We start from the raw sequence: 15364 nt of genomic DNA on the forward strand, positions 1-15364 counted from the left end.
CGCTACGTCGCCCGCGAGCTCTACCGACGCCTCGAAACCCCACCCCAACCACTTGACGCGGCATAGGAGCGTCCCCCGCTGCCCGCCGCGTTGATCATGAAGTTGTTGTCGCGACACGCCGGGGCGGGGCGCAATAACTTCATGATCAACGCGGTGGGGCGGGGCAGGGGTGGGGTGGGGGGTGGGTGGGGTGGGGTGGGTGGGGTCAGGCTAGTTCGACCAGTTCGAGGAGGTCGTCGCTCCAGGCGTCCTCGTCGCCGTCGGGGAGCAGGATGGCGCGGTCGGGCTTCAGCGCCATGACCGCGCCGGGGTCGTGGGTGACCAGGACGATCGCCCCCGGGTAGCGGGCGATGGCGTCGAGCACCTGCTCCCGGCTGACCGGGTCGAGGTTGTTCGTCGGCTCGTCGAGCAGCAGCACGTTCGCCCCGGAGCAGACCAGGGTGGCCAGCGCGAGCCGGGTCTTCTCGCCGCCGGAGAGCACCCCGGCCGGCTTGTCCACGTCGTCGCCGGAGAACAGGAACGCCCCGAGGATCTTGCGCAGGTCGGTGTCGGTCTGCTCGATGGCGGCGCTGCGCATGTGCTCCAGCACCGTACGGTCCACGTCGAGCGTCTCGTGTTCCTGGGCGTAGTAGCCGAGTCGCAGGCCGTGACCGGCGTGCACCTCGCCGGTGTCCGGCTGGAGCAGGCCGCCGAGCATCCGCAGCAGGGTGGTCTTGCCGGCGCCGTTGAGCCCCAGGATGGCCACCCGGGAGCCCCGGTCGACCGCCACGTTCACGTCGGTGAAGATCTCCAGCGAGCCGTACGACTTCGACAGGCCGGTCGCGGTGAGCGGGGTCTTGCCGCAGGAGGCCGGGTTCGGGAAGCGCACCTTCGCCACCCGGTCGGCGACGCGTACCTCCTCCAGGCCGGAGATGAGCTTCTCGGCCCGGCGGGCCATGTTCTGCGCGGCGACGGTCTTGGTGGCCTTGGCCCGCATCTTGTCGGCCTGCGCCATCAGCGCGCCGGCCTTCTTCTCGGCGTTGGCCCGCTCCCGGCGGCGGCGCCGCTCGTCGGTCTCGCGGGCCTCCAGGTACGCCTTCCAGCCCAGGTTGTAGACGTCGACCACGGAGCGGGTGGCGTCGAGGAACCACACCTTGTTGACCACCGACTCCAGCAGCGAGCCGTCGTGGGAGATCACGATCAGGCCGCCCTTGTGGTTGGCGAGGAAGCTGCGCAGCCAGGTGATCGAGTCGGCGTCGAGGTGGTTGGTCGGCTCGTCGAGCAGCAGGATGCCGCCGCCGTTCTCGCCCGCGTCGCGGAACAGGATCCGGGCCAGCTCGATGCGGCGGCGCTGACCGCCGGAGAGCGTGCCGATGGTCTGGGCCAGCGCCCGGTCCGGCAGGCCGAGGTTGGCGCAGATCCGGGCGGCCTCGGCCTCGGCCGCGTACCCGCCGAGGGAGGCGAACTGGTCCTCCAGCGCGCCGTAGCGGCGGACCAGCCTGTCGTCGGTGTCGTCGGCGAGCTTGGCCTCGATCTCCTTCATCTGGGCCATCAGCACGTCCAGGCCCCGGGCGGAGAGCACCCGGTCGCGGCCGGTGACCTCCAGGTCCCCGGTGCGGGGGTCCTGCGGGAGGTAGCCGATGGCGCTGCGGCGGTCGATCTGCCCGGAGTACGGCTGGCCCTCGCCGGCGAGCACCTTCAGCGTGGTGGTCTTGCCGGCGCCGTTGCGGCCGACCAGGCCGATCCGGTCACCCGGCTGCACCCGCAGCGTGGTGTCGGACAGCAGGATGCGGGCGCCGGCGCGCAGCTCCAGGCCGGTGGCAGTGATCATGTCGAAGGACTCGCTCTCGGGGTCTGGAAGGGCTGACTCAGGGCACGCGAAAGCGCCGGCGAGCACGAGGCCCGTCGGCGCGGGGCGGTTCAGCCTTCGCAGAGCAGCACGGGCCCAAGTGTACCGGGCGCCACCGGATCGCCTCGCCGGATTACCGATCAAGATCATCGGGTACCGAATCGCCGTCCGGACCCGGTCCGGTACCGCAACCACCAAAACGGATCAAATCGGTGATCGGGGTAGACATGGAGCTGAACGAGAACGCGCGGGTCGACACCAGCCAGGTGGACGACCGGCGAGGATCCGGCGGAGGCGGCGGGCTGGGCGGCATACCCATCCCGATCGGCGGCGGTCGGGGCGGCATCGTCGGCATCGTCATCGCCGTGCTCGTCGCGCTCGTCGGCGGCGGCTTCGGCCTGAACGCGGCCACCAGCGGCGGCGACGAGCCGCAGGGCGACAACTCGTCACTGGAGCAGAAGTGCGCGGCCGAGGACGCACTCCAGCAGCTCGACTGCCGCAACGCGCTCTACGTCAACTCGATCCAGGCGTACTGGCAGAAGGCCCTGCCCGAGGCGTTCGGCGAGCAGTACCGCCCGTCGAAGACGGTGTTCTTCAGCCAGGGCGTCAACACCGCCTGCGGGCAGGCGGACTCCGGCGTCGGCCCGTTCTACTGCCCCGCCGACGACCAGGTCTACATCGACCTCACCTTCTACCAGGTGCTCGCCCAGCAGCTCGGCGCCTCCGGCGAGTTCGCCCAGCCGTACGTGCTCGCCCACGAGTACGGCCACCACGTGCAGGACCTGCTCGGCACCGAGGCCCAGATGCGCCGCCAGCAGCAGCGCGACCCGGACAACGCCAACCAGCTCTCGGTGAAGCTGGAGCTGCAGGCCGACTGCTACGCCGGCGCGTGGGCGAAGAACGCCACCGGCACCGCCGACGCGGGCGGTCAGAAGATCTTCACCAGCATCAGCGAGCAGGACATCCAGCAGGCCGTCGACGCCGCCGAGAAGATCGGCGACGACGCCATCTCCAAGCGGGCCAACCGGCCGGTGAACCCGGACGAGTTCACCCACGGCTCCTCCGCCCAGCGCAAGGAGTGGTTCACCCGGGGCTACGACACCGGCGACCCGAAGTCCTGCGACACCTTCCGCGGCAGCCTCTGAGCACCGGACCGGAGACCGCCCTCGGCGGCCGGCGGGCCTCGCCCGCCGGCCGCCGTCGTGCGTGGGTTCGACCAGGGGTCCACGATGGCCGTCGGCGTCGCTCCCGACGGGATCGCCGCTCAGGACGGGGCGGGGTCGCTCAGGACGGGGCGGGGTCGCTCAGGACGGGGCGGGGTCGCTCAGGACGGGGCGGGGTCGCTCAGGACGGGGCGGGGTCGCGGACCAGGATCCGGACCGCCCGGGCCGCCGCGATCGCGGCGACGAGCACGGCGTGCCGGGGCTCGGGCACGTCCAGCAGCCGCTCGGTGCGCAGCGCCGCCAGCGGGGCGAGCCGCCGGTCGGCGAGCACGGTGTCCACCGCCCGCCGGTCGCCGCCGCAGACCAGCGCGCCCAACGCCGACGCCTCCGGCAGCAGCAGCCGTACGGCCAGGTCGGCCGCGTCGCCCAGCGCCGCCTTCGCCTGGTTGTCGCGCCGCCGGGCGAAGCGCTGCTGCGACCAGCCCCCGGCGGCCGTACGGCCCTGCACGTAGCGGGTGTCCACCTTGGAGACCACCAGCTCCTCCCCCGCCGCGACGCCCACCGCCACCGCGCCCTTGCGGGCGAGCAGCAGGCCGATCCGGCGCGGCACGGTCACGGCGGCCACGAAGCCGGGCACGTCCGGGGTGGCCGGCACGCCGGGCGGGGTGTGCAGCTCGGCGGTCGCGCCGTCCGGGGCGGCGAGCAGCAGCCCGTACGCCTCGATGGTGGTGGTGGCGGGCGGGCCGTGCCGGTCGGCGAAGCCCTCCACCCACCGGGCGACCCGGGCGGGGTCCACCTCGACCCAGCGGCCGCCTCCGGCGGCCGGTCGGCTGCTCATACGCCCGAACCTACGGCACGGCGACGCCGGCTGACCGCCGTGGGTGGGTGGACGCGTGGCGGCGGGCCGCCGCCCCCGCCGGGCGGCAGGCCACCGACCCGGACCCAGCCGGGCAGCGGACGACCGGCCCGGCTAGCCGGGCCGCAGCATCGCCACGGCCAGGGCGGCGATGATGGCGCTGGAGAGCAGCGCGGTCACGAGCCGACCGCGCGGGCCGGTGAGCACCCGGCCGACCAGGGAGCCCCCGCCGGCGATCAACAGCTGCCAGCTCGCCGAGGCGACGAACGCGCCGAGCACGAAGAGGCCGGCGGCGAGCGGATCCGACCCGGTGCGGTCCGTGCGGCCCAGCACGAGCGCGGCGAAGTAGACCACCGTCGCGGGGTTCAGCAGGGTCAACGCGAGCACCCCGGCGAAGGCGCGCACCGGGGTGTCCATGCCCCGGCGGACGCCGGCGGCCCCGGTCGCGGCGCGGGGGCGCAGCGCGCGCCAGGCGCCGTGGCCGGCGAGGACGAGCAGCACCAGCGCGGCGGCCAGCCGCAGCGGCCCGGCGACCGGCGCGATCAGCCCGGCGACGGCGGCCCCGCCGAGGGCCGCCACGGCGGCGTAGAGCCCGTCGGCGGTGGCCACCCCGAACGCGGCGGCGGCGCCGACCCGGAACGACGTGCGGGCGCTGAGCCCGAGGATGAGGACCGCGATCGCGCCGACCGGGATGGCGACGCCGTAGCCGGCGACCAGGCCGGCCAGGAACGCGCCGGTCACGACGGTCGGTGGCGGATCGGGACGCGGCCGGAACCGGTCCGCTGTCGCCATGCGGCGGCGACGACGGGCACGGTCCTCGGCGGGTACGTCTCGATCACCCGCTCATCCTCGGCCCCGCCACCGCGGCCCCGCCACCCAATTCCCCACGACGCCGTTCATCCGCAGGTGGACGCGACCGCAGGGCTCGGCTGGGGTGGCGTTACCGAGGGTCGCAGTCGCCCCGACGGACGAGTTCCTACGTCGGTGTGGTGGGTCTTGGGGCGACGGTGGGGATCGGTGGAAGTCGGCGCAGTGCGCGGATGGCCAGTACGGCGAGCGGTACGCCTACCGCCAGCACGGCGGCAACCTCTACGGAGGCGATCGTGGCGAGTGTTGTCCGCTGCGCCTGGTTGCTGTAGTCGGGCAGGGTTGCGGTTCGTAGGGCGAGCGCGGTCACGGCGAGCAGGGTGAGCGCCAGTGACCATGGCAGCCTCCGAGATGGGCGGCTGGACACTCTACCGGCCAGGTGGACCACCATGGCGACAGTGACCACCGCGCAGGACAGGCCCGGCCAGTCCAGCAGCCTCAGCGCCGGTCCCGCCGCCTGGATGGTGAACAGCGGCACAGGGACGAGGAAAATGCCGATCGGCAGCGCGAGGAGCCAGGGGCGGCGCGGCACCGGTGGGGCGCCGTGGTGAAAAGCCGCCATCGCGAGTAGCAGGAGCACCTCGACGAATCGCATCGCCCAGGGCGTCACGGACACCGGTACGTCACCGACGCCTTGTTCGAAGGCGGTGGTGATGGCCGGAGGCACGATGGCGAGCAGGGCGACCGCTTGGGCCACCCGCCGGTGTCCGAGGACGAGCGCGACGTAGGCCGGCAACCACGCGTAGTCGGCGAGATTCCACGCGGTGTGCCAGATGTTCGACGGCGGGCTGAGTGGCCATTCCAGTGCGGGTGCCGGCAGCCAGGCGATCTTCCCGGAAAGCCACAGTGTGACGGCGATGCCGGCGGTGACCATGACGGCGTTGGCCAGCATCGCCATCAGGGTCGCCAGGCGTACGGCTTGTCCCCAGGCGAACGAGCGGGGTGGGGCGTCAGTCCCGCCGAGACGCAACCGAACGGCGAGGGACACGATGCTGGCGACCTCGGACAGGCTCGGCCGGCCGTAGTCCGTGACATACGCGGTGGTCTCGGCGTCGCCGGTGTCCATGCTGTCCAAGAAGGCGGCGACCATGTCGTCTTCCCACTCCTGCCGGTAAGCGGCGGGCAGCAGCCGTAGAACGAACCGGTAGCGCTCCTCCAGCCGGCTCACGACGGCGTTCCCGTGATCGGGTTCCGCCGCTCGCGCAACCGGCTGGAGGCGAGGCGTGCGTTGGCGGCCAGCCGTTGAGCCTCCGCTTCGAGGGCCTGGCGGCCTCGCTCGGTCAACCGGTAGTACCGGCGTAACCGTCCTTGCCATGCCTCCTCGCGGTCCAGTTCGACCAGGCCGTCACCGACGAGTCGGTCCAGGACGCCGTACAAGGAACCGATCTTCAGCTGCACGCGGCCCTGCGACAGTTCTGCCACGTCCGCGACGATCCCGTAGCCGTGCCGCGGAGCGTCGATCAGCGCGGTGAGGACGAAGAAGGCTGGCTCTGTCATGGCCCGAGAACTCATCCACCCAATATAGTGGAAGACAAGATATCCTTCCCGCCAGGAGCCAGGCTGGCGCCAGCGGGTCTCACCGGGCCCCGGCATGCGCGGAGCCCACGCCAAGAAGGAGTGATCATGGGCGACGGTGACGCGGCGGACGCCGGCGACCTGGGCGGGCCGGATTTCGCTCCTGCGATACCGGCGGCGGAGAGCAGCGTCGTCGGCGCCCCGCCCCCCAACGGGGCGGCCATCGTCCTGGGCCCCGGATACAGCGGTCAGGTCCTGCTGCCCCGGGCTCCGCAACGGGTTCGGCCGCTGTCCCCAGTCGCGAGCGGTGACCTTGGCGGCGGCGCTGGAGAGGATTCACGGGCAGCGGCCGACGATCATCCGTAACGGGGTTGGAAGCTGGCAAACGCCCGCACGTCGGCAAGACCGCGCGACGCCTTGCCTGACGAGCGATGGGCGGACGAACGTGCGGACGCCGATTCAGGCGGCGATGATTCATGAGCGGGGTCGGCCGGTATCGGTCGACCATTCCTGCACGAGAGGAAATTGCTGTGGCGAAGTTCGTGACCATCGGGTACGGCGACCAAGTGGGCTACGACCGCACCGACTCAGCCGTGCGGGAGGCGGCGCACGCGCATGACGCCCGCCTTCGCCAGGACAGAGTCGAGGTCGAGAGCCAGAAACGTCACAGTGAATGCACTGATCTTGGCAGATCGGCGCACACTCAGCGGTACGTCAGGCATTGCCAGGGCTGTCGTGGGCCATCGATCAGCCGTTGGGGCGTGATTCGATCGCCTGCAGCGACCACCTGTTGCCGTCAGGATCGCCGAAGTAGACGAAGTTGCCCCATGGCTGCACCTCGACCTCGCTGGCATCGACGCCGGCGTCGAGCAGTTGCCGGCGCGCCGCCTCGGCGTCGGCGACCACAACCTGGATTTCCTGTGTGCCGGGAGTCTTGTCGGTGATGCCCTCGCCGATCACGATGGAGCAGGCCGAGCCGGGTGGTGTGAGCTGGACGAACCGCAGGCCCTCGTGCACCCTGTGATCGTGGTCGGCGTTGAAGCCCACCTTCTGGTAGAACGCCTTGGCCCGGTCGACATCGGTCACCGGAACGGGGATGAGTTCGATCTTCCAGTCCATGGACCCACCGTAGGACATGGTTACGGTTCCGAGTGGGGAGGCTGAAGCGTGGGTATCGCGTGGCGTGACTCGCCGGAAGAACTGGTCGGACTGCTACGCCGACGGGGCCTGGGCTCCGGACCGGGTGGACAACGTCGAGGCGGCGTGGAAGGCATTCCGCGTACGTCCGCTGGTCTAGGGTCCCTGGGGTGGTCAGGAGCGCGCAGGACGTTGTGGGCGTAATCGAGTCAGACCCGGGAGCGATGGAAGTCCTTCGGGTTACGGCCGACCTTGGATTACCGGACTGGTGGATCGGTGCCGGCTTCGTACGCAACCGCGTCTGGGACGCGATCAGCAACATCGCGGTCTCGCCGGAGCGCGACGTGGATGTCGCCTACTTCGACCCGGAGAAGCTGGACCCACGCGAGGACGCACGCGCCGAAGCCCAAGCCATGGTGGCCCTGCCTGGGGTGCCGTGGGAGATTCGTAATCAAGCACGGATGCATCTGCGCAATGGCGATGAGCCCTACACGTCCACCTTGGACGCGATATCGCGCTGGCCCGAAACGGCAACGTGCGTCGCGGTTACCCTGCGGGGTGACTCTGTTCGCCTGGTGTCCTGCCATGGGCTGGCTGACCTTGTAGGAATGGTGGTCCGCCCCTCTCCAGCTTTCAACAATGCGGCGGGCCGCGCGAAGGTACAGCGCCGCGTGCAGGTCAAGGGATGGCTCGACCGATGGGCCGGACTGCGAGTGGAGATCTAGCGCTCACGCCGGGCGTCGGCGGCCCAACCGCGCGATACCGGTGGCGGCGTCGGTTCATGCCGCTCGCCGTGCGTTGGCCGGCGGTGCGTTGGCCGCTCGACGGGGCCGTCCGCTTCTGCCGACAAGCGTTCGCACCCTCTTCTGTTGGCCGTGGAGTCAAGGCGCGTCTTCGATCGTGAGATGCGCCAGGAAGCCCCAGCCGGAGCCGGACGTCACGAGACCCAGGGCGATTCTGGGTGATCGCGCCGAGAAAACGTTGAGCGCGCCGCCCCGGAGGGGTGGCGCGCTCAACGGGTACCGGCGCTGGGCCGGTCAGACGTTGAAGCCGAGGGAGCGGAGCTGGTCGCGCCCCTCGTCGGTGATCTTGTCCGGGCCCCACGGCGGCAGCCACACCCAGTTGATCCGCATGTCGTCGACGAGGCCGCCGCCCGGTCCGGTGGTCAGCGCCTGCCGGGCCTGGTCCTCGATCACGTCGGTCAGCGGGCACGCCGCCGAGGTCAGCGTCATGTCCAGGGTGGCGACGTTGTCGTCGCCGACGTGCACGCCGTACACCAGGCCGAGGTCGACCACGTTGATGCCCAGCTCGGGGTCGACGACGTCCTTCATCGCCTCCTCGACGTCGGCGACGGCGGCCTTGCCCTTGGCCGCCGACGCGGCGGCCGGCGCCCCGTCCGTGGCCGGTACGGCGGCGTCCGTGGCCGGGACGGTCGCGCCCTCGGTCGCCGGGGTCGCCGCGGTGGCGGTGTCCTCGCTGCTCATGCCTCAACCTCCGTCGGGCTCACGCCCACACCGGCGCGTGCCGCGGCGTCCTTGAACGCCATCCACGGCAACAGCGCGCACTTGACCCGGGCGGGGTAGCGGGCGACGCCCGCGAACGCGACCCCGTCACCGAGCACATCCTCGTCCGGCGTGACCTGGCCACGGCCGGACATCAACTCGACGAACGCCTCGTGCACCCGGAACGCGTCGCCCGCGCCCCGGCCCACCAGCAGCTCGTGCAGCACGCTCGCCGACGCCTGGCTGATCGAACAGCCCATGCCGTCGTACGAGACGTCGTGCAGCACGTCGCCGTCGGTGGCCACCCGCACGGTGACCTCGTCGCCGCACGTCGGATTGACGTGGTGCGCCTCGGCGACCCGGGCGCCCGTGGCGTCCGGGTCGCGCAGGCCGCGACCGTGCGGGTGCTTGTAGTGGTCCAGGATGATGTCCTGGTAAAGAGATTCAAGCTGCATCAGGCTGAACTCCCGTCGATCCGCGGGGCTCCTGCGTCGCCGCTCACTCGAACACCTTCCGCACCTGCTCCAGGCCCGCCACCAGGGCGTCGATCTCCGCCGTGGTGGTGTAGAGGTAGAACGAGGCCCGCGTCATGGCCGGCACGCCGAACCGGGTGCACACCGGCTTGGCGCAGTGGTGGCCGACGCGCACCTGCACGCCGAGCGAGTCGAGCACCTGCCCGACGTCGTGCGGGTGGATGTCGCCGAGGGCGAACGAGATGGTGCCGCCCCGGCCCACCGGCACGGCCGGCCCGAAGATCCGCAGGCCGGGCACCGTGGCGAGGGCGTCCAGCGCGTACGCCGTCAGCTCCTTCTCGTGCCACTGGATGGCCCGCATCCCGATGCCGGCGAGGTAGTCGACGGCCGCGCCGAGCGCGACCGCCTCGGCGATCGGCGGGGTGCCCGCCTCGAACCGGGCCGGCGGCGCGGCGAAGGTCGAGCGGGCCATGGTGACCGTCTCGATCATCGACCCGCCGCCCAGCACGGGCGGCATCGCCGCCAGCAGCTCGGTCCGGCCCCAGAGCACGCCGATGCCGGTCGGGCCGCACATCTTGTGCCCGGTGAAGACGATGAAGTCGGCGTCGTAGTCGACGACGTCCATCGGCATGTGCGGCACCGACTGGGAGCAGTCGAGCAGCAGCAGCGCGCCCACCTCGCGGACCCGCGCGGTGATCCGCGAGGTCGCGTTGACCGTGCCGAGGATGTTGGACGTGTGCACCAGCGAGACGATCTTCGTCCGCTCGGTGACCAGGTCCTCCAGCCCCGACTCGTCCAGGCGCCCCTGATCGGTGACCGGGAACCAGCGCAGGGTCGCGCCGGTGCGCTCACAGAGCAGCTGCCACGGCACGATGTTCGAGTGGTGCTCCATCTCGGAGATCACCACCTCGTCGCCGGGGCCGAGCCGGAAGCGGGGGTCGGCGTCGGGCCGCAGCGACGCGTTGGAGAACGCGTACGCCACGATGTTGATCGCCTCGGTGGAGTTCTTGGTGAACACCACCTCGTCCACGCTCGGCGCGTTGATGAACGCGGCGATCTTCGCCCGCGCGCCCTCGTACGCCTCGGTGGCCTCGGTGCCCAGGGTGTGCACCGAGCGGGACACGTTGGCGTTGTGCATCGCGTAGTGCTCGCCGAGCACGTCGAGCACCTGCCGCGGCTTGTGCGAGGTGTTGGCGCTGTCGAGGTAGACCAGCCGGTGCCCGTTGACCTCCCGGTCGAGGATCGGGAAGTCGGCGCGCACCTTCGCCACGTCGTAACGCGGCGCGTCGTCGTACTGCGGCATCCCCGACGGGATCGCGATGGAAGTCATGTCGACCGGCCCACCCATTCTTCCGAGAGGATTCAGGCCCGCGCCGCGCCGGCCCCGGCGACGTAGCGCTCGTAGCCCTCTTCCTCGAGCTTGTCGGCCAGCTCCGGGCCACCCTGCTCGACGATCCGGCCGGCGAAGAAGACGTGCACGAAGTCCGGCTTGATGTAGCGCAGGATCCGGGTGTAGTGGGTGATCAGCAGCATCCCGGTGTCGCCGTTGTCGCGGACCCGGTTGACGCCCTCGCTGACCACGCGCAGCGCGTCCACGTCGAGGCCGGAGTCGGTTTCGTCGAGGATCGCGATCTTCGGCTTGAGCAGCTCCAGCTGCACGATCTCGTGCCGCTTCTTCTCGCCGCCGGAGAAGCCCTCGTTGACGTTGCGCTGGGCGAACGCCGGGTCCATCTGGAGGCGCTCCATGGCCCCGCGCAGCTCGCCACCCCAGGTGCGCAGCTTGGGCGCCTGGCCGTCGATGGCGGTCTTGGCGGTACGCAGGAAGTTCGCCACCGAGACGCCGGGGACCTCGACCGGGTACTGCATGGCCAGGAAGAGGCCGGCGCGGGCGCGCTCGTCCACGGACAGGGCCAGCACGTCCTCGCCGTCGAGGGTCACCGAGCCGCCGGTGATCTCGTACTTGGGGTGGCCGGCGATCGAGTAGGCCAGGGTGGACTTGCCGGAGCCGTTCGGGCCCATGATCGCGTGGGTCTCACCCGAGCGGACGGTCAGGTCGACACCGGCCAGGATCGGCTTGAGCTCACCCTCGGGCAGCTTGACCGACACCTTCAGGTCGCGGATCTCCAGGGTGCTCATTATCGGGTCACTCCATTGCTCGGCGTGAGACTGACGTAGATGTCGCCGTCTCGGACTTCGACGGGATAGACGGGTACGGGTTCGGTGGCGGGCAGCCCGGTCGGCTCGCCGGTCCTCAGGTCGAAACGGGATCCGTGCAGCCAGCATTCCAGCGTGCAGCCCTCGACCTCCCCCTCGGAGAGGGCGACCGCGGCGTGCGAGCACTCGTCGTAGGCGGCGTAGAAGACACCGTCCTCGCCGTGCACCAGCGCGATCGGGGTGCCGTCGACGTCCGCGCTGACCACGGTGCCCTTCGGCACGTCCTCGGCGGAGCAGAGGCGGATCATCAGGCGCCGGCCTTCGCCGTGAGGTCTTCGCTCGCGAGTGCGGGGCTCGCAAGCTCACTCCTCCCGCTCGCCAGCCGGGCCTCGATGGCGTCGCCCAGGCGCTCCCGCAGCGACTCGACCGGGATCTTGTTGATCAGCTCGGCGAAGAAGCCGCGGACCACCAGGCGCCGCGCCTCGGCCTCCGGGATGCCCCGGGCCATCAGGTAGAACAGCTGCTCGTCGTCGAAGCGGCCGGTCGCGCTCGCGTGCCCGGCGCCGGCGATCTCGCCGGTCTCGATCTCCAGATTGGGTACGGAGTCGGCCCGAGCGCCGTCGGTCAGCAGCAGGTTGCGGTTGATCTCGTACGTGTCGGTGCCGGTCGCCTCGGCGCGGATCAGCACGTCGCCCACCCAGACGGTGCGCGCGCTCTCGCCCTGCAGGGCGCCCCGGTAGCCGACGTAGCTGCGGCAGTCCGGCACGGTGTGGTCGACCAGCTGGCGGTGCTCCAGGTGCTGCCCCGAGTCGGCGAAGTAGAGGCCGTACAGCTCGGCCTCGCCGCCCCGGTCGGTGTATTCCACCGAGGTGTACTGCCGGACCAGGTCGCCGCCGAGGGAGACCTGGACGTGCACCACCTTGGCGTCCCGACCCAGCTTCAGCTTCAGGTGCTGGGCCTGGACGGCGTCGGCGGCCCAGTCGGCGACGGTGACCAGGGTCAGCTTCGCCCCGTCGGCGACGGACACCTCGACGTTGTCGGCCAGCGTGGCCGAGCCGACGTGCTCCACCACCAGGGTTACCTCGGCGAACCGGCCCACCTCGACGAAGGTGTGCCCGAAGGCCGGGCCCTCGGCGCTCTCGCCGACCACCCGCAGGCTCACCGGCTCGGCCACCACGGCGTCGCGGGCGACCTGGACCAGCAGCGCCTGGTCGGCCCCGCCGTAGGCCAGCGCGCTGACCCGGTCGACCGGGGTGAGCACGCTGCCCACCCGCGGGTCGTCGGAGCCGATCCGCCCGACGGTGACACCCTCGGGCAGGTCGCCGTGCTCGTGGCGGACCGCGCCGGTGGCGGCCGGCGACGCGCCGACCAGCCCGCGCAGCCGCTTGAGCGGGGTGAAGCGCCACTCCTCCTCCAGGCCGGTCAGGGCCGGGAAGTCGGCGACGTCGTACGAGCGGAGCGCCTGCGACTTGGTGCTGGGCGGCGCGGAAGCCTGGGTAGTCATCTCTTCCTTGGTCTGTTCTGCGATTGGTCGGAGGGTCGGTCGGGCTGCTCTCGACGCGGCGCGACGGTCCGGGCCACGCGAGGGCCGGGCGGGGTCAGCCGACCGCGCCCTCCATCTGGAGCTCGATCAGGCGGTTGAGCTCCAGGGCGTACTCCATCGGGAGCTCCTTGGCGACCGGCTCGATGAAGCCGCGCACGATCATCGCCATCGCCTCGTCCTCGCTCAGGCCCCGGCTCATCAGGTAGAAGAGCTGGTCGTCGCTGATCTTCGAGACGGTGGCCTCGTGCCCCATCGACACGTCGTCCTCGCGGATGTCGACGTACGGGTAGGTGTCCGAGCGGGAGATCGTGTCGACCAGCAGCGCGTCGCACTTGACCGTGCTCCGGCTGCTGTGCGAGCCCTCCAGCACCTGGACCAGGCCACGGTACGACGTGCGGCCGCCGCCCCGGGCGATCGACTTGGAGACGATGGTGGAGGAGGTGTGCGGCGCGGCGTGCACCATCTTGGCGCCCGCGTCCTGGTGCTGCCCCTCGCCGGCCATGGCCACCGAGAGCACCTCGCCCTTGGCGTGCTCGCCGGTCATGTAGACCGCCGGGTACTTCATGGTGACCTTGGAGCCGATGTTGCCGTCGACCCACTCCATGGTCGCGCCCTCGTGGCACACGGCCCGCTTGGTGACCAGGTTGTAGACGTTGTTCGACCAGTTCTGGATGGTCGTGTAGCGGCACCGGGCGTTCTTCTTGACGATGATCTCCACGACGGCGCTGTGCAGCGAGTCGGAGGAGTACAGCGGCGCGGTGCAACCCTCGACGTAGTGCACGTACGCGCCCTCGTCGACGATGATCAGCGTCCGCTCGAACTGGCCCATGTTCTCCGTGTTGATCCGGAAGTAGGCCTGCAGCGGGATCTCCACGTGCACGCCCTTCGGCACGTAGATGAACGAGCCGCCGGACCACACGGAGGTGTTCAGCGCGGCGAACTTGTTGTCGCCGACCGGGATCACCGTGCCGAAGTACTCCTTGAAGACGTCCTCGTGCTCGCGCAGCGCAGTGTCGGTGTCCAGGAAGACGACACCCTGCTCCTCGAGGTCCTCACGGATCTTGTGGTAGACGACCTCGGACTCGTACTGCGCCGCGACGCCGGCGACCAGCCGCTGCTTCTCCGCCTCGGGGATGCCCAGCCGGTCGTAGGTGTTCTTGATGTCCTCGGGCAGGTCCTCCCAGCTGGTGGCCTGCTTCTCCGTGGAGCGCACGAAGTACTTGATGTTGTCGAAGTCGATCCCGGTGAGGTCGGCGCCCCAGGCCGGCATGGGCTTGCGACCGAACAGCCGCAGGCCCTTGAGCCGCAGGTCGAGCATCCAGGCCGGCTCGCTCTTCTTGGCCGAGATGTCCCGCACCACCGCCTCGCTGAGGCCACGCTGGGCGACCGCCCCGGCGGCGTCCGGGTCGGACCAGCCGTACTCGTAGCGCCCCAGGGCGGCGAGCTGCTCTTCCTGGGTCAGTGGCTGGACGATCTGCTCGGTCATCTATCTGTCCTCACAGTGGTGACGGTCTTACCGGAACGGGCACGCCCCGGCTGGGCGGGAATGTGCGTGGTGCACACTCCGTCGCCGTGCGCGATGGTGGCCAGACGCTGCACGTGGGTGCCGACCAGGCGGGAGATCACCGCGGTCTCGGCCTCGCACAGCTGGGGGAACTCGGCGGCCACGTGCGCCACCGGGCAGTGGTGCTGACAGAGCTGGCCGCCGGTGGCGATCGTGGACGCGTTCGCAGCGTAACCCTCGGCGGTCAGCGCCCCGGCGAGTGCCTCGGCCCGCGCGAGCGGGTCGTCGCCGGCGTCCTCCATGGCGGCCCGGCAGCGGGTCTCCAGCGCGGCGACCTGGTCGGTGGCGAACGCCTCGACCGCCGCGGCGCCGCCGTTGCGGGCGATCCAGCGCAGCGCGGCGGTGGCCATGTTGTCGTAGTGGTGGGTGCCGCAGCGGACCCGGGCCGCGTCGGTCAGCACGAACACCTTCGCCGGCCGGCCCCGGCCGCGGTGGCCCCGGACGGTCTGCTCGCGGGCGAGCACGTCGCCGTCGGCGAGCATCGCGTCGAGGTGCCGGCGGATCGCGGCCGGGCTGAGCCCGAGCGCCGAGCCGAGCTGCGCGGCGGTGGTCGCGCCCTGCTCCAGCAGCAGCTGGGTGACCCGGTCACGGGTGGAGAGATCCGCGACGGACGCGGGCTGACCGGCGGTCGGGACGACCGCCGGCTGGTGCCCGGAGAGCGCCGCCGCGTTTTTCACAACGCCAACGTTACGTAATTCGTCCGGGGCCCGCAAACCCGGGTCCCGGTGATCCGAACCACCGCACGGACGGAGTCACCCGATC

Annotated in this window: 16 protein-coding genes; 2 read left to right on the forward strand and 14 right to left on the reverse strand. The window is 71.1% G+C overall.

The annotated features are described in order from the left end of the window. Window positions 1-205 precede the first annotated feature (205 nt). The gene (locus tag ACPXCB_RS30725) at window positions 206-1810 is read right to left on the reverse strand and encodes an ABC-F family ATP-binding cassette domain-containing protein (protein WP_425879535.1); all 1605 of its coding nucleotides are present in this window, start codon (window positions 1808-1810) and stop codon (window positions 206-208) included. 245 nt (window positions 1811-2055) lie between these two features. Here ACPXCB_RS30725 and ypfJ point away from each other — a divergent pair, with 245 nt between their 5' ends. Further along, a complete protein-coding gene (gene ypfJ / locus ACPXCB_RS30730; RefSeq protein WP_425879571.1) occupies window positions 2056-2973 on the forward strand; it encodes a KPN_02809 family neutral zinc metallopeptidase in 918 nt (305 codons plus the stop codon). A 199-nt stretch (window positions 2974-3172) separates the two neighbouring features. Here ypfJ and ACPXCB_RS30735 read toward each other — a convergent pair whose 3' ends face one another. The 5 genes from ACPXCB_RS30735 to ACPXCB_RS30755 all read right to left on the reverse strand — a co-directional run bounded on the left by ACPXCB_RS30735 (window position 3173) and on the right by ACPXCB_RS30755 (window position 7348). Further along, window positions 3173-3829: an acVLRF1 family peptidyl-tRNA hydrolase gene (locus tag ACPXCB_RS30735; RefSeq protein WP_425879537.1), complete on the reverse strand. Its 657-nt coding sequence runs from the start codon at window positions 3827-3829 to the stop codon at window positions 3173-3175. A 132-nt stretch (window positions 3830-3961) separates the two neighbouring features. Beyond that, window positions 3962-4639, reverse strand: a complete 678-nt coding sequence (locus ACPXCB_RS30740) for a LysE family transporter (protein ID WP_425879538.1) — start codon at window positions 4637-4639, stop codon at window positions 3962-3964. 184 nt (window positions 4640-4823) lie between these two features. After that, the gene (locus ACPXCB_RS30745; protein ID WP_425879539.1) at window positions 4824-5882 is read right to left on the reverse strand and encodes a hypothetical protein; all 1059 of its coding nucleotides are present in this window, start codon (window positions 5880-5882) and stop codon (window positions 4824-4826) included. Continuing rightward, window positions 5879-6211, reverse strand: a complete 333-nt coding sequence (locus ACPXCB_RS30750) for a PadR family transcriptional regulator (protein WP_425879541.1) — start codon at window positions 6209-6211, stop codon at window positions 5879-5881. The genes ACPXCB_RS30745 and ACPXCB_RS30750 overlap by 4 nt, the downstream gene beginning before the upstream one ends. Before the next feature lie 765 nt (window positions 6212-6976). After that, window positions 6977-7348, reverse strand: a complete 372-nt coding sequence (locus tag ACPXCB_RS30755) for a VOC family protein (protein ID WP_425879542.1) — start codon at window positions 7346-7348, stop codon at window positions 6977-6979. Window positions 7349-7590: 242 nt separating this feature from the next. Here ACPXCB_RS30755 and ACPXCB_RS30760 point away from each other — a divergent pair, with 242 nt between their 5' ends. Next, entirely contained in the window at window positions 7591-8091 is a 501-nt protein-coding gene (locus ACPXCB_RS30760) for a nucleotidyltransferase family protein (RefSeq protein WP_425879543.1), read from the forward strand. A 312-nt stretch (window positions 8092-8403) separates the two neighbouring features. On the opposite strand, the gene ACPXCB_RS30765 is transcribed toward ACPXCB_RS30760, so the two are convergent. The 8 genes from ACPXCB_RS30765 to ACPXCB_RS30800 all read right to left on the reverse strand — a co-directional run bounded on the left by ACPXCB_RS30765 (window position 8404) and on the right by ACPXCB_RS30800 (window position 15279). Further along, the gene (locus tag ACPXCB_RS30765) at window positions 8404-8850 is read right to left on the reverse strand and encodes a metal-sulfur cluster assembly factor (RefSeq protein WP_425879544.1); all 447 of its coding nucleotides are present in this window, start codon (window positions 8848-8850) and stop codon (window positions 8404-8406) included. Then, on the reverse strand, window positions 8847-9323 hold the full coding sequence (gene sufU / locus ACPXCB_RS30770) for a Fe-S cluster assembly sulfur transfer protein SufU (RefSeq protein ID WP_425879545.1): 477 nt from the start codon (window positions 9321-9323) through the stop codon (window positions 8847-8849). The genes ACPXCB_RS30765 and sufU overlap by 4 nt, the downstream gene beginning before the upstream one ends. Before the next feature lie 43 nt (window positions 9324-9366). Continuing rightward, window positions 9367-10671 carry a cysteine desulfurase gene (locus tag ACPXCB_RS30775; protein WP_425879547.1) on the reverse strand — a complete coding sequence of 435 codons (1305 nt, stop codon included), beginning with the start codon at window positions 10669-10671 and terminating at the stop codon, window positions 9367-9369. 32 nt (window positions 10672-10703) lie between these two features. After that, window positions 10704-11477 carry a Fe-S cluster assembly ATPase SufC gene (gene sufC, locus ACPXCB_RS30780; RefSeq protein ID WP_425879549.1) on the reverse strand — a complete coding sequence of 258 codons (774 nt, stop codon included), beginning with the start codon at window positions 11475-11477 and terminating at the stop codon, window positions 10704-10706. Beyond that, window positions 11477-11803, reverse strand: coding sequence for a non-heme iron oxygenase ferredoxin subunit (locus ACPXCB_RS30785; protein WP_425879550.1), 327 nt, complete (start codon window positions 11801-11803; stop codon window positions 11477-11479). Before ACPXCB_RS30785 ends, sufC begins: the two co-directional genes overlap by 1 nt. Further along, window positions 11803-12999: a Fe-S cluster assembly protein SufD gene (gene sufD, locus ACPXCB_RS30790; protein WP_425879552.1), complete on the reverse strand. Its 1197-nt coding sequence runs from the start codon at window positions 12997-12999 to the stop codon at window positions 11803-11805. Before sufD ends, ACPXCB_RS30785 begins: the two co-directional genes overlap by 1 nt. Window positions 13000-13093: 94 nt before the next feature. Then, window positions 13094-14524, reverse strand: coding sequence for a Fe-S cluster assembly protein SufB (sufB, locus tag ACPXCB_RS30795; RefSeq protein ID WP_425879554.1), 1431 nt, complete (start codon window positions 14522-14524; stop codon window positions 13094-13096). Beyond that, the gene (locus ACPXCB_RS30800; RefSeq protein ID WP_425879555.1) at window positions 14521-15279 is read right to left on the reverse strand and encodes a helix-turn-helix transcriptional regulator; all 759 of its coding nucleotides are present in this window, start codon (window positions 15277-15279) and stop codon (window positions 14521-14523) included. The genes sufB and ACPXCB_RS30800 overlap by 4 nt, the downstream gene beginning before the upstream one ends. Between the last annotated feature and the right edge of the window lie 85 nt (window positions 15280-15364).

This window comes from Micromonospora sp. DT62 (genome assembly GCF_049847285.1).
GTDB classification, from domain to species: Bacteria; Actinomycetota; Actinomycetes; order Mycobacteriales; family Micromonosporaceae; genus Micromonospora; species Micromonospora reichwaldensis.